Origin of the sequence: Ruminococcus sp. RTP21198st1_G1_RTP21198_201120, assembly GCF_040924265.1 — a bacterium.
Lineage (GTDB): Bacteria > Bacillota > Clostridia > Oscillospirales > Ruminococcaceae > Hominimerdicola > Hominimerdicola aceti.
On record NZ_JBCOMH010000012.1, the window covers coordinates 24,897 to 42,931 of the forward strand.

Here is an 18,035-nt window from a genome sequence, read left to right on the forward strand (position 1 = left end):
ATGAAAAAAACAGTAATAGGCATAATCGCCCACGTCGACTCAGGCAAGACAACGCTTTCGGAAGCAATGCTTTATTTGTCGGGCAAAATAAGAAAGATCGGACGTGTAGACCACGGCGACGCTTTTCTTGACACGGATATGATTGAAAAAAACAGAGGTATAACTGTTTTCTCAAAACCCGCGGAATTTGAATATAAAAACACATCTTTCACCTTGCTTGACACACCTGGTCATGTCGATTTCTCAGCGGAAACTGAGCGTGCATTACAGGTGCTTGATCTTGCTGTGCTTGTTATAAGCGGAACTGACGGTGTGCAGAGCCATACCCAAACTCTTTGGAGGCTGTTAAAGCGTTATAACGTCCCAACCTTTGTTTTTGTGAACAAAATGGACTTGGACGGTGCTGATAAAACTTTTGTTATGAACAGCCTAGAGGGTCGTCTTGGCAGTGGATTTGTGGATTTCTGCCGTATGAAGTCAGAAGTCACTGAGGATTGCGCCCTTTTTGATGAAAATATTATGAATGAGTTTCTTGAAACGGGATCAATGTCTGACAAGATACTGTCAGATGCCGTGGCTCATAGAAAAGTATTTCCATGCTTTTTCGGCTCAGCTTTAAAATCACAGGGCATAGAAAAATTTATGAACGCCCTTGCAGAGCTTGCACCGTGTGTATATGACAGCGGTACTTTTGGTGCAAAAGTGTATAAAATTTCAGAGGACGGTGGCTCACGCCTGACTTTTATGAAGATAACAGGTGGCTGTCTTAAGGTTAGAGATCAAGTAGATTATTCATCGGCTGACGGTGAAAGCTTCTCGGAAAAGGTCAGCAGGATAAGAATATATTCAGGGGCAAAATATCGTAATGCGGATAACGCTGAAACTGGTGTTGTTTGCGCTGTTGAAGGGTTGACTAAAACTTATGCTGGGCAGGGATTTGGTTTTGAGCAGGATTCTGCAAAACCACTGTTGGAGCCTGTTCTTACCTATCGTGTCGAGCCTGTGTGTGATTTGGATATGCACACTCTGCTTTCATATTTCCGTGTGCTTGAAAATGAAGATCCACAGCTTCACGTCGATTGGAATGAACAGCTTGGCGAAATACATGTCAGCATAATGGGTGAGGTGCAGCTTGAAATACTGAAAAGCCTCTTCAAGCGGCGCTTTGATATCGACATTGATTTTGGCGAGGGAAGCATTGCATACAAAGAAACTATTGAGAAAACGGTCTACGGCTATGGTCACTATGAGCCGCTCAGGCATTATGCTGAGGTGCATTTGAAACTTGAGCCGCTGGAGCGTGGCAAGGGTCTGCGTTTTGCAACGGAATGCAGTGAAGATACGCTGGATAAAAACTGGCAAAGACTTATTCTTACCCATTTGCAGGAGAAAAAGTATCTTGGCGTTCTCACAGGCTCTCCTATTACAGATATGAAAATAACGCTCGTTTCGGGAAGAGCGCACCTTAAACACACAGAGGGCGGCGACTTCCGTCAAGCAACATATCGTGCCGTCAGACAGGGACTTAGAAACGCAAAGTCCGTTCTTCTTGAGCCTTATTACAGCTTCACACTTGAAGTTCCACAGCAGAATGTGGGACGTGCTATAACAGATATACAGAACATGGGCGGAGTTTTCTCACAGCCGGAGGTATCGGGTGAATTTTCCGTTATAAAGGGAAGTGCACCAGTGGCTGAAATGCGTGGATATCAGTCGCAGGTCATAAGCTACACCAAGGGCGTTGGAAAGCTGATATGCACTTCTGACGGTTACCGTGAATGTCATAATACAGAAGTTGTGCTTGAAGAATATGGCTACGATCCTGACAAAGATCTCGAAAATACGGCAGATTCTGTATTTTGCTCTCATGGCGCAGGTTACAATGTCAAATGGAACGAAGTTCCTGATAAGCTTCACATACCTCCAGAGGACAATCGCAGGCAGGTTTCTCAGCCACAGACATACTCTCGTGCCGAAGATTTTGTAAGACGTGCAGCAAGCGACAAAGAGCTTATGGAGATATTTGAGCGCACTTACGGAAAGATAGAACGTGATAAGCACTATGCGATGCGCAGACCTGAAAAGTCTGTAAAGTCAGCGTCAAAGCCGAAGCAGATATACTCAGGCGTGGAATATTTGCTGGTTGACGGCTATAACATAATTTTCTCTTGGGACGAGCTGAAAAAGGCTGCCAACGAGAGCCTTGACCTTGCACGAAGTATGCTTGTGAACAGGCTTTGCAACTATCAGGGATACAAGCAATGTGAGTTGATACTCGTATTTGACGCATACAAGGTCAAAGAGCAGGAGCGTGTAGTGGAAAATTACCACAATATCAGTATAGTTTACACCAAAGAAGCCGAAACGGCTGACACTTATATCGAACGCACTGCCCACAAGCTCAGCCGAGAACATAAGGTAAGGGTCGCCACATCTGACGGCATGGAGCAGGTCATAATCATGGGCAGCGGTGCTTTCAGAATGTCAGCTCAGGAGCTTCACGAGGACGTTATCCGTGTGGAAAAAGAGATAAGAGAATATATCTCCAATATGAAATAAAAAAAACGATTTTCTGAAAATAACCAGAAAATCGTTTTTTGTTATCTTTTCCTTTTCTTGGACTTTATTTTTATCTCAGGTATTGCTAAGTTGTCGAATATTACACCTGATTCGCTATTATTTTCGTTTTCATCACTCTCAGTTTTTACATCTTCAACGTGAACTTCTGGAAAAGCAAGGTTATCTGTATAACAGTCAAGATGTTTGTTCTTTTTGTTCATATTCTTTTCCTCCGTTAATTAATAAAGTTGATAAATCCTGTTATAACAAGGCTATTTATAAAATCGGCAAACATACTTCCAACAATAGGAACAAGCATATAAGCCTTTATTGAAGGGGCAAATTTTGCTGTTAAAGCCTGCATATTAGCCATAGCGTTTGGCGTTGCACCCATTCCGAAGCCGCAAGTTCCTGCCGCAAGCACTGCCGCATCATAGTTTCTGCCCATTACATTATATACGATAAAGTAAGAGAACATCGCCATAAGAAGCACCTGTGCAACAAGCATGATTATCATAGGCAATGCAAGCTCGGCAAGCTGCCAGAGTTTCAATGTTATCATGGCTATTCCGAGAAAAAGCGAAAGACAAATACCACCAATATCATTTATTTCACCCATGTGTATGTGTATTTTACCGCTGTATTCACCGATGTTTCTCATAAATGCTGCAACGATCATTGATCCGATATACACAGGAAAAGTCATGCCTGAATATGAAAGCACCCATGATACAAACGTGCCTATTCCCATTGCTATCGCAAGCTGATAAGCTGCAGGTGCATACATGCTTACAGAACGGTGATGTTTTTGTTCGTCCTCGACAAGTATAGAGTCGTCCTCAGGAATAACAGTTTTCAGCAGATCGTGTTTGAGTATAAGCTTTCTGCCGATAGGTCCGCCCATTACAGAGCCTATAATCAATCCAAAAGTAGCCGCTGCTGTGCAGAGGCTTGTTGCTCCTTGCTGACCAAGGTCCTCAAGCACTGTGCCAAAAGCACCTGACGTTCCGTGACCGCCTACCATAGGGATAGATCCTGTACACATACCTACCAGCGAGCTTACTCCCAATAGCTTTGAAAGTCCCACTGCAACCGCATTCTGCGCAAATATCAGCACTATCAGGCATAATAAAAATACAATAAGACTTTTACCTCCTGCTTTCAAAACTTTAATGTTTGCCTGAAAGCCAACAGAAGTGAAGAACATGACCATGCAAACCGTTTTTAGCGTTTCATCAAACTGAAATTCGACTATTCCTGCGACGTGAAGAATACATGATATGATAGCAAAAATAACTCCGCCGATGACAGGAGAGGGAATACAGAAGGTTTCAAGAAATCTGACTTTCTTTTTGAGAAATCCACCTAAATACAAAACTCCTACTGCTACCGCAAGAGTTTGATACATATCCACATTTATTGTTTTCAAATTTGATCCTCCTCTGTTATAGCAGTTCCAATGCTGTTATAATATTCCACTGCCCCTTTATGAAAAGCACACGGGATATTATCTGTCGCAAATTTTGTGTCATTATTCGCAAATGAGATCCTCTTCTTTATCTGGTCATTTTCCTCAAAAAGCATTTTCGTGATATCTGCTACAGTGTCGCTGTCCATCTTTTGGCTTGCCACAAGAACAGCCTTTACGCCGACAGTCTTGACGTCCTCGTCAATGCCTTTATAAGTTCCTGCCTTTATTACAGTTTCATAATATCCGTCATAAAGATTCGTCATATATGATATCGTTCTGTCATCAAGAGGCAATATTCTTATATCCATTTCCTCAGAAAGCTGTGTTATAATATCACATGGAGCACCAAGTACCACGAAAAATGCATCGATAGAGCCGTTTTTAAGTGCCTCAGCAGACTTCTGATAGTTCATGTTGCGCACATCTATCATGTTATAGTCAAGACTTACAGAGTTTAAAATGTATTCAGCATTTTTTGCTACGCCAGAATCTTCTTCGCCCACAGAGACCTTTTTGCCTTTCAGATCAGCAGGAGTTTGAATATCTGAGTCAGCCGGAACGATTATCTGAAAAGACTCCATGTAAAGAGCCGCAACTGCACGGGCGTTGTTTATTTTGTTACCATTAAAATCTCCTGTGCCATTCACTGCTTCAGACAGGACATCGCTCTGGACTATTCCCATGTTGATAAAGCCGTCCTTTAAAAGCCTCATGTTAGCCTGAGAACCAGCCGTTCTTATATTTGTGATGTTTTCATCAATATCACTGAGAGTGTCAGCAAATTTATAATATATACCACCTTCGTTGCCGGATCCCAGTTTTATCTCAGAGCGTTTACAGCAAGAGCAGAACATTGTAAGTATAGCAACTGTAACCATAAATATTATTGTATTTTTTATTTTTCGCAACCCGATCATTCCTTTCTAAAATATTCAAAAAGTTATCCTACTGATAATATCATATCCATATTTGCATTAAACATATATTTCATATAAAAAAATCACAGATCAGCTTTTTGGTAATATCATTGGGGTTAAAAAAGCCACACCGAGCGTGGCTTTCTCCCTCTAATATAGACAGTAAACAAATTTTGCATTAAGAAGCTTAGCACCCGAAAGCTTTGGCAGGACGATCTTGTCCTTTACGATTTCAAAATAAGAAAGTGCAGTTTCGAGTTCCCCATCAGATATTACTGAGTTGCTCATTTCCGCTTTGACTGCAAGTTCTCCGATATATTTTATCATATGAGAGAAATCATTGATTTGCATTTCATGGCATTTTTCTGTTAACCTGTCACAAAGCTGTAAGTCTGTAATATTTCTGCTGTCGGTAATGCCTATAAGCTTTAAATATTTGAGCATATAGCGATATACCGCCACAGTGCGTGATCTATTGTCCCCATTACTTAGTTCCGAACGCATTTTCTTTACCTTAACATCTCTATGGACTACAACGCCGAAGCCTATAAGCAGAAGTCCGCCCAGAGTGATGAAAATTCCTACAAATGAGCCATGGTCGCTGTTGTTTTCTGTTATTCTTGATGAAACAGAAGTTTTCCCAGCGCCTGACATCACTCCGGCACCATGTCCGTTGCTTGCAGAATTTGTTTTCTTTGTTGTTGAAGCTTTTGAACTGTTTGCAGGCTTTTTAGTAACCACTGAAGTTGTGCCACCCTGACCGCCATTTTGTGTGGTAGTCGTAGGCTTGCTTTCTGTGCTTTTAGTTGTTGTAACTTCCTTAGGGTCTTTCTCTTGTTGCGTAAGATTAGGATTATCATTATCATAACCTGGTGTGAATTCTGCAGGATACCAACCTGCATTGTCTATAAATACCTCAGCCCATGCGTGCGCACATTTGTCCTTTACACTTACCTCGTATGTTGAATCATCTTTAGGTTCACCGAGCTGTGAATTAAGCACCACATATCCTTCTACATATCTTGACGGATAGCCAAACATTCTTAAAAGCTCTGCACCCGCCGTTGCGAAATATGAACAATAGCCCTCCTTTTGTGTACCTAAAAAATAATCTATGAAATCTTCACCTTTTGGAGTAACACCCGGTTCAAGGGTATAAGTGAAGTTATCAGAGAAATAGTTTCTTATTGCAGTGCTTATTTCTTCATAAGTCCAATCACCCTTGTGGTAAATATCCACGCCAAGATATTCACTAAGTATCTCTTTATATGCCTTATCAAGCTCATCAGACTTTGAAACGTCCATATATTTCTGGTGAACAAACTCTGAGTAAGCGTCAACACCTCTGTCCTTATTAACAGACAATGCAGGCACTTCTGTGGCTATAGCCTCAGGGAGAGCTTCAAGTCTTTCTTCTATAAGAGAGGGGTCAAAATAGTAAAGAGAATACTTTGTTGAACTTAATTTGACATATGACTCAGTGGTAGGACGCATTTTTTTATCGTCTGTATTTCCATCACTTGAATATAAAGAAGCGTATGGCGCATACACAAATTTCTTGCTTGCGCCGAGAACAGATACAGAAATCTGAGCAGGGGTCAGATCCGCGTATTTGCGTTGGATAAGGTCATAATCCAGATCCTGCACCCATATCTTGCCTTGCTCAAAATCATCAGAGAAGGTGTCTTCATTGCCATTCACGTCAACAGGAGTCCAGCTATTGTCGTTATAAACGCCTGCTACATATCCACGGAGATATAGTGTATTAGAGAATTTTGGAGTGACCACTTTTAGTGCTGTTGAGCCGTTGAAGCTAATGCCTGCTGTCTTGCCAAGAACGCCTCCGTTTGTGCCACCAACTGTTTTTATACCAAACAGATCAAATCCGCCGTCATAATCTGAAAAAGCATTCCTCAGGTCAGTGAGAGAGAAATTTGACACTGCTGTAGAAATATCATGTCTGTATTTTGCAAATGACTCAGGACGTGTAAAGCCTGTTATTGCTGAGAAAAGCATTATAACTACAAGTACCAACGAACTTAAAATAGCCGTGAATTTCATGAATACGTTATAGAAACAAGCTTTTTGCTTTTCAGATGTAAAATAAAACGTGCGTTTTCGCTCATGCACCGCAAAGGTGTTTTTTCTTCCTGCCTTGTTAGTTGTGTGGTTTATTATGTGCAGTGCAAGCACTGTCACCCAGCATACAAACAGACCAATAACAGTCCACATTGACGGCTCCCAGCCCCAATACATTCCAAGCTCGAAAACAGGAAATGTAATGATGAACAGCAGTGGAAAATCTATCCTATAAAGGCAGGATGCTGCCGCACCAAGGCAAACAAGAGTTATAAAAAATACGAAAAAATTTGACGCAAGATATGGGTAGTCGATAGTAGAAATTCCACTAAGCTGAACGCCAAGAGTTGAGTTAGGTTGATTTGCCCTTGAAAGATATCTGTCTATAACAACGAACAAGCCGTATTTTATTGTAGTTATCCTGCTCACAAGGTAAATTACATGAAGTATCATCACACCAAGTGCAGAAAACTTAATTATCTTGTGTGACGATTTCATCAGACCAAACACAAGTGAAAGCATGGCGGAGTAATATATGATCGTGGTCTTGTATATTTCCATATCAAGGAATGATACTGCCATAAATGCTGTGCATATGGTCGCCACAAAGGTCAGAAGTATCTGAAACCATAGAAATGAGCCTGAATTATGCTCACGCTCGCAATTCATAAGGATATCTCCGTCAATGCAGATACCATTGCTGCTGATAAATCCTATATCTTTGTTTTTGCTTTTTATTCTTTTCTTTTTCATGTTGTCACCTTTATAGACATATTTCCTGTATGCTTTCGGCAACGTGTTTTGCAGTAACGTTCACGACCTCTGCAAACTCATCGTTTATAACGTCGTCTTTCTTTTTGTTTGTGATAAGCATATAGGAATAGCGGAACGCCAGATCGTTATCGTTCATAACGCCGCTGAGATTGCTGTTATATGCGGGAGAAAAATACATCAAGTGACCGCATTTATATCTCTCAGGCTCATTGATGTAATTTATCATAGACAAGTCAGGCTCATCATAAACAGAAGCCTGCAACAGCAGACTTATAAGCAGTCTTGCACTTTCTTCGTCTGTAACATTTACTACTTCACTCAAATCTTTCTTTTTATCATACCACACTACCTTATGAGGTGTGTCATTTTCTATGAGATAATAGGATATAGACGCTATAGCCTCTACAAGAGTATCATATACGAGCATATAATCGTCTGTATTTGTATCAAGGTGGAGATCCGCCATAAGCACGATAGAGTTTGATATAGGCAGGGAATAATCCTTGACCATGGTCTTATCCTGCTTTGCAGTAAGCTTCCAATGTATCCTATTTATTTTGTCACCATCATGATATTCGTGTATATCAAAAATCTCTGAGGGATCATCGCCCTTTGATGTCTTGGAATAATCATCGGTTTCAAGACCCATTTCAGCATAATTGGCAATGTTGTTTTCGATGGGTATATAGTCAGGAACTATAGTGAACGTACTTTCGCCAAAAAGTCTGGAAGCAGCGTCGGTACTTACTCTTATCTTGAAAAGCTTCAGCATATCCACAATGCGACAGCGTTTTATGTTCATTCTCACTGTGCCATAATGCTTTGCAGAAACGTGCAAAGTAAGATACTGAACATCATCAGGATAAAGGGGAGTGTTTATCTTCATTGTATTTTTGTCGCCGTCAAGAGTGTTGTAATATTCTATCTCTATAATCATATTGGCAACAGGCAACTTTGAGCGGTTTTGCAATCTCAACACAACAGGTATCTTTGACGATCTGCCTGCGGTTTTCTGAGTGTTCACAAAACCAACGCTTATTTTCTTTGACATTTTTTTGAGCATAACGAATAAGATAATAGGCATAACAAGTAAAAATGCAAAGAGATAAAAAGAGAAGCTACCCACATATAATATATAGAAAAAGATAGAGGCAATAAATAATATTATATATAAAACCAGCATTTGCTCCTCCGTTACTTGCTAACTCTAGGAACCTGAACTGAGGAAATAACTCCTTTGAGTATCTGTTCTCCTGTGAAGCCGTTTATCTTTGCCTTTGAGCTGAACACAAGTCTGTGAAGAACAACGTCCTTGAAGCTGTATATAACGTCATCGGGGATAACATAATCTCTGCCCTTAAGAAGCGCCGTCGCCTTTGTCATTCTGAGTAGTGCGATAGTTCCTCTAGGTGAAAGACCTAACTTTATATATTCATTGTTTCTAGTTGCATTTGCAAGCATAACGATATACTGGAAAACCTGATCTGAAACATAAATATTTTCCACAACTTTCCTTGCCTGAAGGATATCCTCCGCAGACACCACAGGCCTTACATTATCCACAGGCACGAGATTTTGCTTGGATTTTAGCATTGCGACTTCGCTTTCAATATTAGGATAACCCATTGTGAGCCTTACGATAAATCTGTCCATTTGCGACTCAGGGAGCATTTGCGTGCCTATAGAGCCAACCGGGTTTTGCGTTGCGATAACGATATAAGGGTCAGGCATTTTATGTGTGATACCGTCCACAGTTACCTTGCCCTCCTCCATTACTTCAAGAAGCGCAGACTGCGTCTTACTTGAGGTTCTGTTTATCTCGTCTGCAAGAAAAAGATTTGTGAGTGCTGCACCCTGCTTATATTCAAACTTGTGTGTTTCTTTATTTAGTATGGTAAAACCTGTAACGTCTGTTGGCAAAACATCAGGGGTGAATTGTAGTCTTTTATAGTCAAGTGAAAGCGCCTTTGAAAGAGCCACGGCAAGAGTGGTCTTTCCTACTCCTGGAATATCCTCAATAAGGATATGACCGCCTGCAAGTATGGACAGCAGGACTTTTATGATTATCTCGTCCTTGCCGATAATGACCTTTCTTACCTCATTTATCACGCTTTGTGACATATTCAGTACTTTTACTTGTTCTTCAGTTAAGCTGTTGTTCATAATTTTCTCCTTTGTTTTGTATGTTTCTTTTATCTTCACAATATTTGTGCATATTGCATTAACATTATATCACAAATACAACAGTATTTCAAGCATTTTGCGTGATAATTAAATACAATAATGGATATCTGCGTATGTAGGAGAATACAAATATCTTGTACTAAAATGCAGGCTCACAGCATAGTTATTTCATAGGACAAGTCAAAAGGAGCGTGAAAAAATGATAAGAGAAGTCAGCAAGATAAAATACGTTTACGAACTGCTCACCCCTCGCATAAGGGGAGCAATTATGTCAATGCCAGAAATAGAGCGTGACAGGATACAGGAAATAAGGCTTCGCAGAGGTAGACGGCTGTCTGTTACCATATTCTCGAAAGAGTATTTCGTTAATGATAACGGCAGACTAATGAACAATATCGGGGATAGCGTTCAAGTTACCACAGATGATATTGAAACTATCTATCAGCGAGCATTTCAGAACTCTCTTCACAGCTTTCACCGTGAGATAGCAAGAGGGTACATAACGGTTTCAGGAGGGTGCAGAGTAGGCTTCTGCGGAACTGCCGTCCTTGATCCTGCAAGGAGTTATGCCGTGGAGTCGGTAAAAAATATATCTTCTCTTAATATAAGGATAGCTCGTGAAATGATAGGCAGTTCAGACGAGATATATGCAAAATGCTTTTCTGACAAACCAATGAGCCTGCTTATAGCTTCACCGCCCTCGGGAGGAAAAACTACAGTGCTTCGTGATCTTGCAAGAAAGCTTGGCGAACGCTGGCGTGTTGCGCTTATAGACGAGCGAAACGAGTTTGCCGCAACAGTGGCAGGTGAGCCGCAAAATCTTATAGGTGCAATGACGGACGTGTTCAATTCCTACAACAAATATGAGGGCATAATGACGGCTGTCAAGGTCATGTCACCGCAAATACTCATATGCGACGAGATAGGTTCTTCTGAGGACAACGAAGCTTTGCAGTATGCGCTCAACTCAGGAGTGAAGCTTATTGCTTCATGCCATGCTTCAAGCCTTGATGAGCTTAAAAAGCGGCGTTATATCTCAAAACTCATAAAAGACAAGGCTTTCGACGCACTTGCGGTATTAGGCACAGGAACAATGTGTGGCAGGCTGGTATCATTTACAAAAACAGGAGCATGAAATGATAAAGCTAATAGGCTGTGTGCTGATCATATCCGCCTGCACACAAATGGGCTGTGCAATGGCGTTGGACAAGATACGGCAAATGAAATATCTCAAGCTTCTCAGACGGTTGATATTTGAAACAAGGGCAATGGTTGAGGGTGGAATGACTTTCGGGGAAATTATCTTAAAGCTTAGCTTGCAGAAGGATTATTCTGACTTTACATTTTTGTCGCAAGATACCTCTTCGCCTGATGTCCGCAGAAGAATAACCGAGGATATATATAAGTCAAAGCTTTTTGACAATGAAATCAGGCAGACCGCCATAGATTTTTTTGAAAAACTCGGCACAACAGACACAAATGGTCAGCTTGCATACATTTCCATGAGCCTTGCCGCACTTGACGAGCAGATAAGCAGACTTTCAGAGAATTTCACCTCACAGGTGCGGCTATGCAGGGCTTTGGGCGTTCTCAGCGGGGCTTTTATCGCTATTATGCTAATATAGCCATAGCAAAGGATAACCATAATGAAGGGAACAAAATTTTATGGACATAGATCTTATTTTCAAAATCGCTGCCATAGGAATTATCGTTGCCGTGTTAAATCTCTTGCTGAAACGAGCGGAGCGTGACGAGCAGGCAATGATGACAACTCTTGCAGGGCTTATTGTCGTTCTGCTTATGATAGTAAGGCAGATCGGAAATCTATTTGAAACGATAAAAGAAGTGTTTGGATTGTATTAATGAAAATATTTACAATAGTGTGCTTTTGTATTTTCTCAACCATAGTGTGCAAAGCCATTGAGAAAGACAGCCGTGAGATAAAATATGCGGCTGTGCTTGCAGCGGCGGCACTGGTGCTTTTTCATTCGGTAGCATTTGTGAAAGACCTTATCTCAGTTTTTGAGGACCTTTTCACTCTGTCAGGAATCGACAATATGTATCTTACCATACTGTTCAAGTCACTTGGCATATGCTATATTGTACAGCTTGCATCTGATTATTGTAAGGACTGCGGAGAAAACGCACTTGCGTCACAGGTCACTTTGGCAGGAAAGCTTGCAATGCTTTCGGTATCGCTGCCGCTTTTCAAAGCATTTGTAGAAATAGTAAAAGCATTGCTTATATAGGATTAACATATGAAAAAAATAATTGCCACTGTCATCATAGTACTTGCGGTCATGTTTACACCACAGGAAGTATATGCAGACAGTGAGGAACAGAACAATGAATATTATGACAGGCTCATAAGCGAAATAAACGAGGGACTTTCTTTTGAGGGTGATGAAGATGTAAAAACTGTACTTGAAGATAATAACATCACTTTGGAAGATCCGTCCTCTGCCGCAAATATAAATGCTTTTGATGTGATAAAGCATATATTTGAAAGCTTTACCGCTGCTTTGCGAAGCCCTCTTATAATGCTCGGGAAAATAACAGCCGCCACTATGCTCTGCGTGTTGGTAAGGTCAATGTCAGCCGAGGGTACAGTGGACAAGGTATTCACGCTCATATGTGTTCTTACCACAGTGCTTGTTATAAGCGATACTGTCACTGACAGTCTTTATTCTGTAAAGACTTCCATGGAACAAATGAACAGATTCATGATGTCCTACATACCCATATTTTCAAGCGTGGCGACAGCAGGCGGTAGTGCGGCGGCAGGAGCAGGCTATTACAGCGTTATGCTGATAATATGTGAAAGCGCAGGTATATTGGCAGATACGATACTTGTGCCGTTTTTGTCGGCAGTGCTTGCAGTGACCCTTGTTTCTGCAATAAACCCATCTCTTGACCTTGGAAGTCTTGCAGAGTCGGTGAAAAAGCTGGTCATATGGTTGCTTGGCATTGTGATGACTCTTTTTACAGGGCTGTTATCTATTCAAAGCTTTGCAGGAGCGGCGGCTGATAATCTCTCCGCAAGAGCCGTTAAGTTTGCGGCTTCAAGCTTTATACCTGTCATAGGTGGCTCGGTCTCTGAAGCTTATTCAGCGGTAAAGGGAAGTATAGGCGTAATAAGAACAAGCGTCGGCGTGATAGGGGTTATAATAATGTCTGTGATAGTTGCGAAACCTTTGCTTACGCTTCTTGCAGTAAAACTTGCAGTGTGGATAGGCGCTACCATAAACGATATTTTTGGCATAAGCAACAGTGGTGGACTTCTTAAAAGCATAAACTCGGTTTTATCAATTGGTGTGAGCATCCTTGCGGCTTATTCTATAATGTTCGTTATTTCCACATCAGTTGTAATAATGACAGCCATGAACATAGGAGCTTAAAATGAATACAGTTAAAGCAGTGATATTTATTGCCTGCATTATAGGCGTGATAACTTCTATGACGGATATTGCCACACCTGAGGGAACTTTGAAAAAACAACTTAGATCAGTGCTTGCTGTGATACTTTTACTTGCGGTCATAACGCCTGTAATGGGACATGGCTTCAAAGTCACCCTAAGCGACTATACAGAGCTTGCAGATCTGCCTGAGTTTGACAGCGTTTCAACAGCGACGAAACTTTATTATCTGTCCGAATCCGAAAGCAGGCTTGAAGAATATTTTTTGGATAAGCTGAATAAGAATGGCATAGAAAACGTCAGAGTGGACATAACCACAGATATAAATGAATATAATGAAATAGAGATAACAGCGGTAAGGGTATATCTGACTAAAATAAGCGATAGAGGGCTTGTTGAAAAGCTTATTGCAGAAGATCTGCCTGATACTCAAGTTATCGTGCAGGAGGAATAAACGTTGCTGAAAAGTAAAGTTGAGGGGAAAATAAAGGCTCTTAAAAAGCTTCCTATGAAAACGAAGATAGTGATAGCCGTAGGTCTTGCAGGGATATTACTTATATTTGTTTCTGAGATGTTTCCTGCTAAAAATACGGCAGAGAGCAAGAGCATTCCCACGGAAAGCGTTGCCACTGATGATACAGACAGCTACAAAAAGCAGATAGAAAAAGAGCTTAAAGATGTTCTTTCTCAAGTCAGGGGAGTTGGCGAGTGCGAGGTAATGGTGACAGTTGAGGGAACTACCGAATATGTTTATGCCGAAAATCTTACCAAAAGCACAGACAATAATGGTGACAGAACAAGCGACAGGTATGAAAACGAGATAGTAATAACTGATAATGACGGCAAAAAGGAGGCTTTGGTCAGAAAAATAATAAAACCGCAGATATGCGGCGTTGTCATTGTTTGCGAAGGAGGTGGAGATATAAAAGTAAACGAACGTGTGCTTAAAGCGGTTTCGACAGTACTAGGCATATCAAGCAGTAAGATCTGCGTTGAGGGCAGAAAATAACAGAAAGAGGTAATAAAGATGAAAAAAACGACCATGATAATAGGCAAAAAGCAGATAATCCTTGCAGGAATGACGCTGATACTCGGTCTTGCAGTATACATAAATTATGCAGTATCGACCTCAGACGGCAAGATAAAGGCGACGGACGTTGTGAAAAGTCAAAGCGTGAATTACGGCGACGCACAGCTCGTAAGCAATGACAGCACTTCAGATTATTTTGCACAGGCAAGAATAGACAGAATGAATTCAAGGGACGAGGCGGTAGAAACATTAAAAAATATAATGAACGGCGGCGATTCCACAGAGGAAGAAAAGAAAGTCGCTGAAGAAGAAGCTTCAGCCATGACAGGGCTCATGGAGTCGGAGAGCAAGGTAGAGACACTTGTGAAAGCAGCAGGCTTTGAGGACTGTGTTGTTTATCTTGACGGTGACAACGCAAATATCGTTGTAAAGACCGACAGCGACGGGCTTGTTGCAAGCGAAGCGGCACAGATAAAAGATATCCTCCTTAGCGAAGTTTCAGTTGCAAATGAAAACATCAGAATTTATGATGTAGAATAAAATTTGTCAGCAAATAAAAAAAGTCCTTCAAAATACTTGTAACCTATTGATTTTTATGATATAATGGTTATAAGTATAGATTGAAGGATTTCTTTTTTATATCTAAAAAGGGAGGCTTGGATAAATATGAATGATGTTTCAAAGAAAGTAGAAAAAAGCCTGCACATAAGTCAGGACGTTATAGCGCAGATCGTTACAAACTCTGTTAATGAAATAGAGGGCGTTTATGGTATCGCTCCTGTTATGAAGACTCCACGTCAGCTCTGGTTTAGACAGGAAAATTTCGGCAATATCAGGATAGGTCTTGTTGACGATGTGCTGTCAGTGTCTATAGGTATAATACTTTGCCGTGGAGCTAAGGCGGTTTCCGTTGCCGAGGAGATACAGGATAAAGTAAAAAGTGCAGTTCAGAATATGCTTGGACTTACAGTTGCAAAGGTAAATGTGACCATATGCGGAGTTGACCTTTCGGAAAAGGAATAGGATTCAGACAAATATAAGATGAAGGAAGTGTTTTTGTGCCAATTAAAAGGCGTGAAATAAGAGAATCAGCATTTTTGCTGATATTTGAGAAAATGTTTAGACAGGACGATGAGCTTGACGATATTTTCATGTCTGCCATGGAAGTGAACGAGATTATCGTAAATGATGAAGTTAAAAAGCTCGTGGAAAATGTTTGCGAAAAGCAGGACGAGATCGACAGCATAATCAGCAAGTTCAGCAACAAGAGAACTGTTGAAAGAATACCTAAAATAAATCTTGCAATACTCAGACTTGCTATTTACGAGGCAATATATGAGGAGAACGTTCCTGTGAACGTTGCCATAAGCGAGGCTGTGGCTCTTGCAGGAAAATATGCCCTCGAGCCTGACGTTTCATTTGTAAACGGTGTGCTTGGCTCATTTGCAAAGGAACAAGAGGAAAAGCAGTGAGTTTTGTACTCGGAATAGACACAAGCAATTATACCACTTCATGTGCACTGCTTGATACTGCGGATATGAGCATCAGGTCATGCAAAAAACTTCTTCCTGTCAAGCAGGGAGAGCGAGGGCTAAGACAATCCGACGCTGTGTTTCACCATACGAAACAGCTTCCAGAACTTATGAAACAGCTTTTTGATAAAAGGTATGATTTAAGTGCAGTTGGGTATTCTTATGCACCAAGGTGTGCAGAGGGTTCGTATATGCCTTGCTTTCTTGTTGGAGAAAATGTTGCACAAGCTGTGTCACTTGCCTGTGGAGCTGACCTTGAAAAGACTTCGCATCAGGTGGGACATATACTTGCGGCACTTTATTCCTGCGGAAAGCTGGATATGCTCAGTTCTGATAAGCCTTTTGCGGCTTTTCACGTCAGTGGTGGCACTACAGATCTTCTTTTGTGCGAGCCTGACAAGGCTAAGTTGATAAATATAACTCAGATCGGCGGAAGCCGTGATCTTAAAGGCGGACAAGCCATAGACAGAACAGGCGTAAGGCTTGGGCTGTCTTTTCCATGTGGTAAAGAGCTTGAAAGGCTTGCGTCTGAAAGCGAACATAAAATAAAGCCAAAAGCATCAGTTGATGGGCTTTATTGTTCACTTTCCGGAATAGAAAATCAGTGCATGAAGCTTATAGACGAGAGCTGTTCCGTGGCTGATGTTGCGGCATACTGTATTGATTGTGTGTGCCTTGCGGTGGAGAAAATGACAGTTAATCTTCGCCATGAGTATAAGGATATACCTATTATATATGCAGGCGGTGTGATGTCTAATCGCTTTATAAAAAGCAAGCTTGAAAAGTACGGCAGCTTTGCTGAGCCTGAGTTTTCAAGTGATAACGCAGTGGGCGTTGCGGTCTATGCTGCAATCAGGAAAGGGAAGATCAAAATATGAGTTCAGTTATCACTGTTTCTCAGCTAAACAGATATCTTGCTTCAAAACTTCGGTCTGACCTTAAGCTGAAAGGCATTGCTGTCAAGGGCGAGATATCCAATTTTAATATACATTACAAATCAGGTCATGCCTATTTTACGGTAAAGGACAGCAGTTCTGCACTTAAAGCTGTTATGTTTTCAAGCAGTGTTTCAAGGCTTAAATTCGTGCCTGAGGACGGCATGAGCGTGCTTGTTATGGGCAATATAGAGGTCTATGAGCGTGACGGTGTTTATCAGATAATAGCTACGGAGATAGCACCTCTTGGTGTGGGCGTTATGCACGTTCAGCTCGAACAGACCAAGAAAAAGCTTGAAAAAATGGGCGTATTTGATGTGAACAAAAAAAAGAAAATACCCCTTGTTCCAAAGAAGATAGCTGTTGTTACGTCGCTTACTGCGGCGGCTTTGCAGGATATAATCCATATAGCTGAAAGGCGTTACCCTGTGTGCAATATCGAAGTTTATCCTGCACAGGTACAAGGTGCGACAGCGGCACAAACTATATGCAAAGCTTTGTCGGCGGCTGATAAGAGCGGTGCAGATACCATAATTTTAGCTCGTGGCGGTGGCTCTAGCGAAGATCTTATGGTGTTCAATGACGAGGCTGTGGCGTTGGCTGTTTACGCCTGCAATACACCTGTGATATCGGCTGTAGGTCACGAAACTGACACCACTCTTGCAGACTATGCCGCAGATATGCGTGTGCCAACTCCGTCAGCGGCGGCTGAGATTGCTACCCCTGACAAGGCGGATATACTTAATGCTGTGAGGCTTTTAAGGCAAAAGCTTGACAAGGCTATGGAGCTTAAACTTGATAAGGCTGTGTCACAGATAGAAAGCTGTGATAAGCTTTTGAAATTATATTCTCCTGAAAAGAAATTAGAGCAGAGCGAAAAAGCAGTGTGCGACCTTGAAAAAAGGCTGTCGCAGATCATGGAACGCAGGTTTGAAAAGCTGTCAGTTAAGCTTGACGGCTATGTTTCTTCTCTGAATATGCTTAGTCCGTTCAATATTCTGGGCAGGGGATATGCTATCGTTCAGAAAGACGAAAGCGTTGTCGACAGTGTATCAATGCTGAACGTTGGCGACGAGGTAGACATAAAGCTGTCAGACGGCAGTGTATCTGCTAAAATAACATTTGTCAAATGAAAGGC

General features: G+C 41.4%; 19 protein-coding genes. 13 read left to right on the forward strand and 6 right to left on the reverse strand.

The window, feature by feature from the left end:
* Entirely contained in the window at nucleotides 1-2,559 is a 2,559-nt protein-coding gene (locus AB5627_RS08965; protein WP_368369809.1) for an NYN domain-containing protein, read from the forward strand.
* A 41-nt stretch (nucleotides 2,560-2,600) separates the two neighbouring features.
* On the opposite strand, the gene AB5627_RS08970 is transcribed toward AB5627_RS08965, so the two are convergent.
* From AB5627_RS08970 to AB5627_RS08995, 6 genes are all read right to left on the reverse strand, one after another.
* Nucleotides 2,601-2,780, reverse strand: a complete 180-nt coding sequence (locus tag AB5627_RS08970) for a hypothetical protein (protein ID WP_022286836.1) — start codon at nucleotides 2,778-2,780, stop codon at nucleotides 2,601-2,603.
* 14 nt (nucleotides 2,781-2,794) lie between these two features.
* Nucleotides 2,795-3,967 carry a sodium/glutamate symporter gene (gene gltS, locus AB5627_RS08975; RefSeq protein WP_117897291.1) on the reverse strand — a complete coding sequence of 391 codons (1,173 nt, stop codon included), beginning with the start codon at nucleotides 3,965-3,967 and terminating at the stop codon, nucleotides 2,795-2,797.
* Nucleotides 3,968-3,984: 17 nt separating this feature from the next.
* Entirely contained in the window at nucleotides 3,985-4,938 is a 954-nt protein-coding gene (locus tag AB5627_RS08980) for a TAXI family TRAP transporter solute-binding subunit (protein WP_265290606.1), read from the reverse strand.
* A 159-nt stretch (nucleotides 4,939-5,097) separates the two neighbouring features.
* Nucleotides 5,098-7,779, reverse strand: a complete 2,682-nt coding sequence (locus AB5627_RS08985) for a transglutaminase family protein (protein ID WP_265290607.1) — start codon at nucleotides 7,777-7,779, stop codon at nucleotides 5,098-5,100.
* A 10-nt stretch (nucleotides 7,780-7,789) separates the two neighbouring features.
* The gene (locus tag AB5627_RS08990; RefSeq protein WP_243238824.1) at nucleotides 7,790-8,851 is read right to left on the reverse strand and encodes a DUF58 domain-containing protein; all 1,062 of its coding nucleotides are present in this window, start codon (nucleotides 8,849-8,851) and stop codon (nucleotides 7,790-7,792) included.
* Between the two features lie 143 nt (nucleotides 8,852-8,994).
* A complete protein-coding gene (locus tag AB5627_RS08995) occupies nucleotides 8,995-9,963 on the reverse strand; it encodes a MoxR family ATPase (protein WP_278642705.1) in 969 nt (322 codons plus the stop codon).
* Nucleotides 9,964-10,183: 220 nt separating this feature from the next.
* Between AB5627_RS08995 and AB5627_RS09000 the strand changes: the two genes are divergently transcribed.
* The 12 genes from AB5627_RS09000 to xseA all read left to right on the forward strand — a co-directional run bounded on the left by AB5627_RS09000 (nucleotide 10,184) and on the right by xseA (nucleotide 18,030).
* A complete protein-coding gene (locus AB5627_RS09000) occupies nucleotides 10,184-11,119 on the forward strand; it encodes a stage III sporulation protein AA (RefSeq protein ID WP_117891951.1) in 936 nt (311 codons plus the stop codon).
* Nucleotide 11,120: 1 nt separating this feature from the next.
* The gene (locus tag AB5627_RS09005) at nucleotides 11,121-11,609 is read left to right on the forward strand and encodes a stage III sporulation protein AB (protein WP_333635079.1); all 489 of its coding nucleotides are present in this window, start codon (nucleotides 11,121-11,123) and stop codon (nucleotides 11,607-11,609) included.
* 40 nt (nucleotides 11,610-11,649) lie between these two features.
* Nucleotides 11,650-11,847 (forward strand): stage III sporulation protein AC, encoded by a 198-nt coding sequence (spoIIIAC, locus tag AB5627_RS09010; RefSeq protein WP_022286844.1) that lies wholly within the window; start codon nucleotides 11,650-11,652, stop codon nucleotides 11,845-11,847.
* On the forward strand, nucleotides 11,847-12,233 hold the full coding sequence (locus AB5627_RS09015; RefSeq protein ID WP_022286845.1) for a stage III sporulation AC/AD family protein: 387 nt from the start codon (nucleotides 11,847-11,849) through the stop codon (nucleotides 12,231-12,233). Before spoIIIAC ends, AB5627_RS09015 begins: the two co-directional genes overlap by 1 nt.
* Nucleotides 12,234-12,242: 9 nt before the next feature.
* On the forward strand, nucleotides 12,243-13,382 hold the full coding sequence (locus AB5627_RS09020) for a stage III sporulation protein AE (protein WP_265290608.1): 1,140 nt from the start codon (nucleotides 12,243-12,245) through the stop codon (nucleotides 13,380-13,382).
* A 1-nt stretch (nucleotide 13,383) separates the two neighbouring features.
* Nucleotides 13,384-13,854 (forward strand): hypothetical protein, encoded by a 471-nt coding sequence (locus tag AB5627_RS09025; RefSeq protein WP_022286847.1) that lies wholly within the window; start codon nucleotides 13,384-13,386, stop codon nucleotides 13,852-13,854.
* 3 nt (nucleotides 13,855-13,857) lie between these two features.
* The gene (locus tag AB5627_RS09030) at nucleotides 13,858-14,409 is read left to right on the forward strand and encodes a stage III sporulation protein AG (RefSeq protein WP_022286848.1); all 552 of its coding nucleotides are present in this window, start codon (nucleotides 13,858-13,860) and stop codon (nucleotides 14,407-14,409) included.
* Between the two features lie 18 nt (nucleotides 14,410-14,427).
* Nucleotides 14,428-14,970 carry a SpoIIIAH-like family protein gene (locus tag AB5627_RS09035; protein ID WP_022286849.1) on the forward strand — a complete coding sequence of 181 codons (543 nt, stop codon included), beginning with the start codon at nucleotides 14,428-14,430 and terminating at the stop codon, nucleotides 14,968-14,970.
* Between the two features lie 126 nt (nucleotides 14,971-15,096).
* Entirely contained in the window at nucleotides 15,097-15,453 is a 357-nt protein-coding gene (locus tag AB5627_RS09040; RefSeq protein ID WP_022286850.1) for an Asp23/Gls24 family envelope stress response protein, read from the forward strand.
* A gap of 35 nt (nucleotides 15,454-15,488) precedes the next feature.
* Nucleotides 15,489-15,902, forward strand: a complete 414-nt coding sequence (nusB, locus tag AB5627_RS09045) for a transcription antitermination factor NusB (protein WP_022286851.1) — start codon at nucleotides 15,489-15,491, stop codon at nucleotides 15,900-15,902.
* The gene (locus AB5627_RS09050; protein WP_022286852.1) at nucleotides 15,899-16,840 is read left to right on the forward strand and encodes a peptidase M22; all 942 of its coding nucleotides are present in this window, start codon (nucleotides 15,899-15,901) and stop codon (nucleotides 16,838-16,840) included. The genes nusB and AB5627_RS09050 overlap by 4 nt, the downstream gene beginning before the upstream one ends.
* Nucleotides 16,837-18,030, forward strand: coding sequence for an exodeoxyribonuclease VII large subunit (gene xseA / locus AB5627_RS09055; protein ID WP_022286853.1), 1,194 nt, complete (start codon nucleotides 16,837-16,839; stop codon nucleotides 18,028-18,030). The genes AB5627_RS09050 and xseA overlap by 4 nt, the downstream gene beginning before the upstream one ends.
* The last annotated feature ends 5 nt before the right edge of the window (nucleotides 18,031-18,035 follow it).

Bases quoted from the DNA above. Each gene is read 5' to 3' on its own strand.
- AB5627_RS08965 (WP_368369809.1), top strand. From the start codon at position 1: ATGAAAAAAACAGTAATAGGCATAATCGCCCACGTCGACTCAGGCAAG.
- AB5627_RS08970 (WP_022286836.1), bottom strand. From the start codon at position 2,780: ATGAACAAAAAGAACAAACATCTTGACTGTTATACAGATAACCTTGCT.
- gltS (WP_117897291.1), bottom strand. From the start codon at position 3,967: ATGTATCAAACTCTTGCGGTAGCAGTAGGAGTTTTGTATTTAGGTGGA.
- AB5627_RS08985 (WP_265290607.1), bottom strand. From the start codon at position 7,779: ATGAAAAAGAAAAGAATAAAAAGCAAAAACAAAGATATAGGATTTATC.
- AB5627_RS08990 (WP_243238824.1), bottom strand. From the start codon at position 8,851: ATGTCAAAGAAAATAAGCGTTGGTTTTGTGAACACTCAGAAAACCGCA.
- AB5627_RS08995 (WP_278642705.1), bottom strand. From the start codon at position 9,963: ATGAACAACAGCTTAACTGAAGAACAAGTAAAAGTACTGAATATGTCA.
- AB5627_RS09000 (WP_117891951.1), top strand. From the start codon at position 10,184: ATGATAAGAGAAGTCAGCAAGATAAAATACGTTTACGAACTGCTCACC.
- AB5627_RS09005 (WP_333635079.1), top strand. From the start codon at position 11,121: ATGATAAAGCTAATAGGCTGTGTGCTGATCATATCCGCCTGCACACAA.
- spoIIIAC (WP_022286844.1), top strand. From the start codon at position 11,650: ATGGACATAGATCTTATTTTCAAAATCGCTGCCATAGGAATTATCGTT.
- AB5627_RS09015 (WP_022286845.1), top strand. From the start codon at position 11,847: ATGAAAATATTTACAATAGTGTGCTTTTGTATTTTCTCAACCATAGTG.
- AB5627_RS09020 (WP_265290608.1), top strand. From the start codon at position 12,243: ATGAAAAAAATAATTGCCACTGTCATCATAGTACTTGCGGTCATGTTT.
- AB5627_RS09025 (WP_022286847.1), top strand. From the start codon at position 13,384: ATGAATACAGTTAAAGCAGTGATATTTATTGCCTGCATTATAGGCGTG.
- AB5627_RS09035 (WP_022286849.1), top strand. From the start codon at position 14,428: ATGAAAAAAACGACCATGATAATAGGCAAAAAGCAGATAATCCTTGCA.
- AB5627_RS09040 (WP_022286850.1), top strand. From the start codon at position 15,097: ATGAATGATGTTTCAAAGAAAGTAGAAAAAAGCCTGCACATAAGTCAG.
- xseA (WP_022286853.1), top strand. From the start codon at position 16,837: ATGAGTTCAGTTATCACTGTTTCTCAGCTAAACAGATATCTTGCTTCA.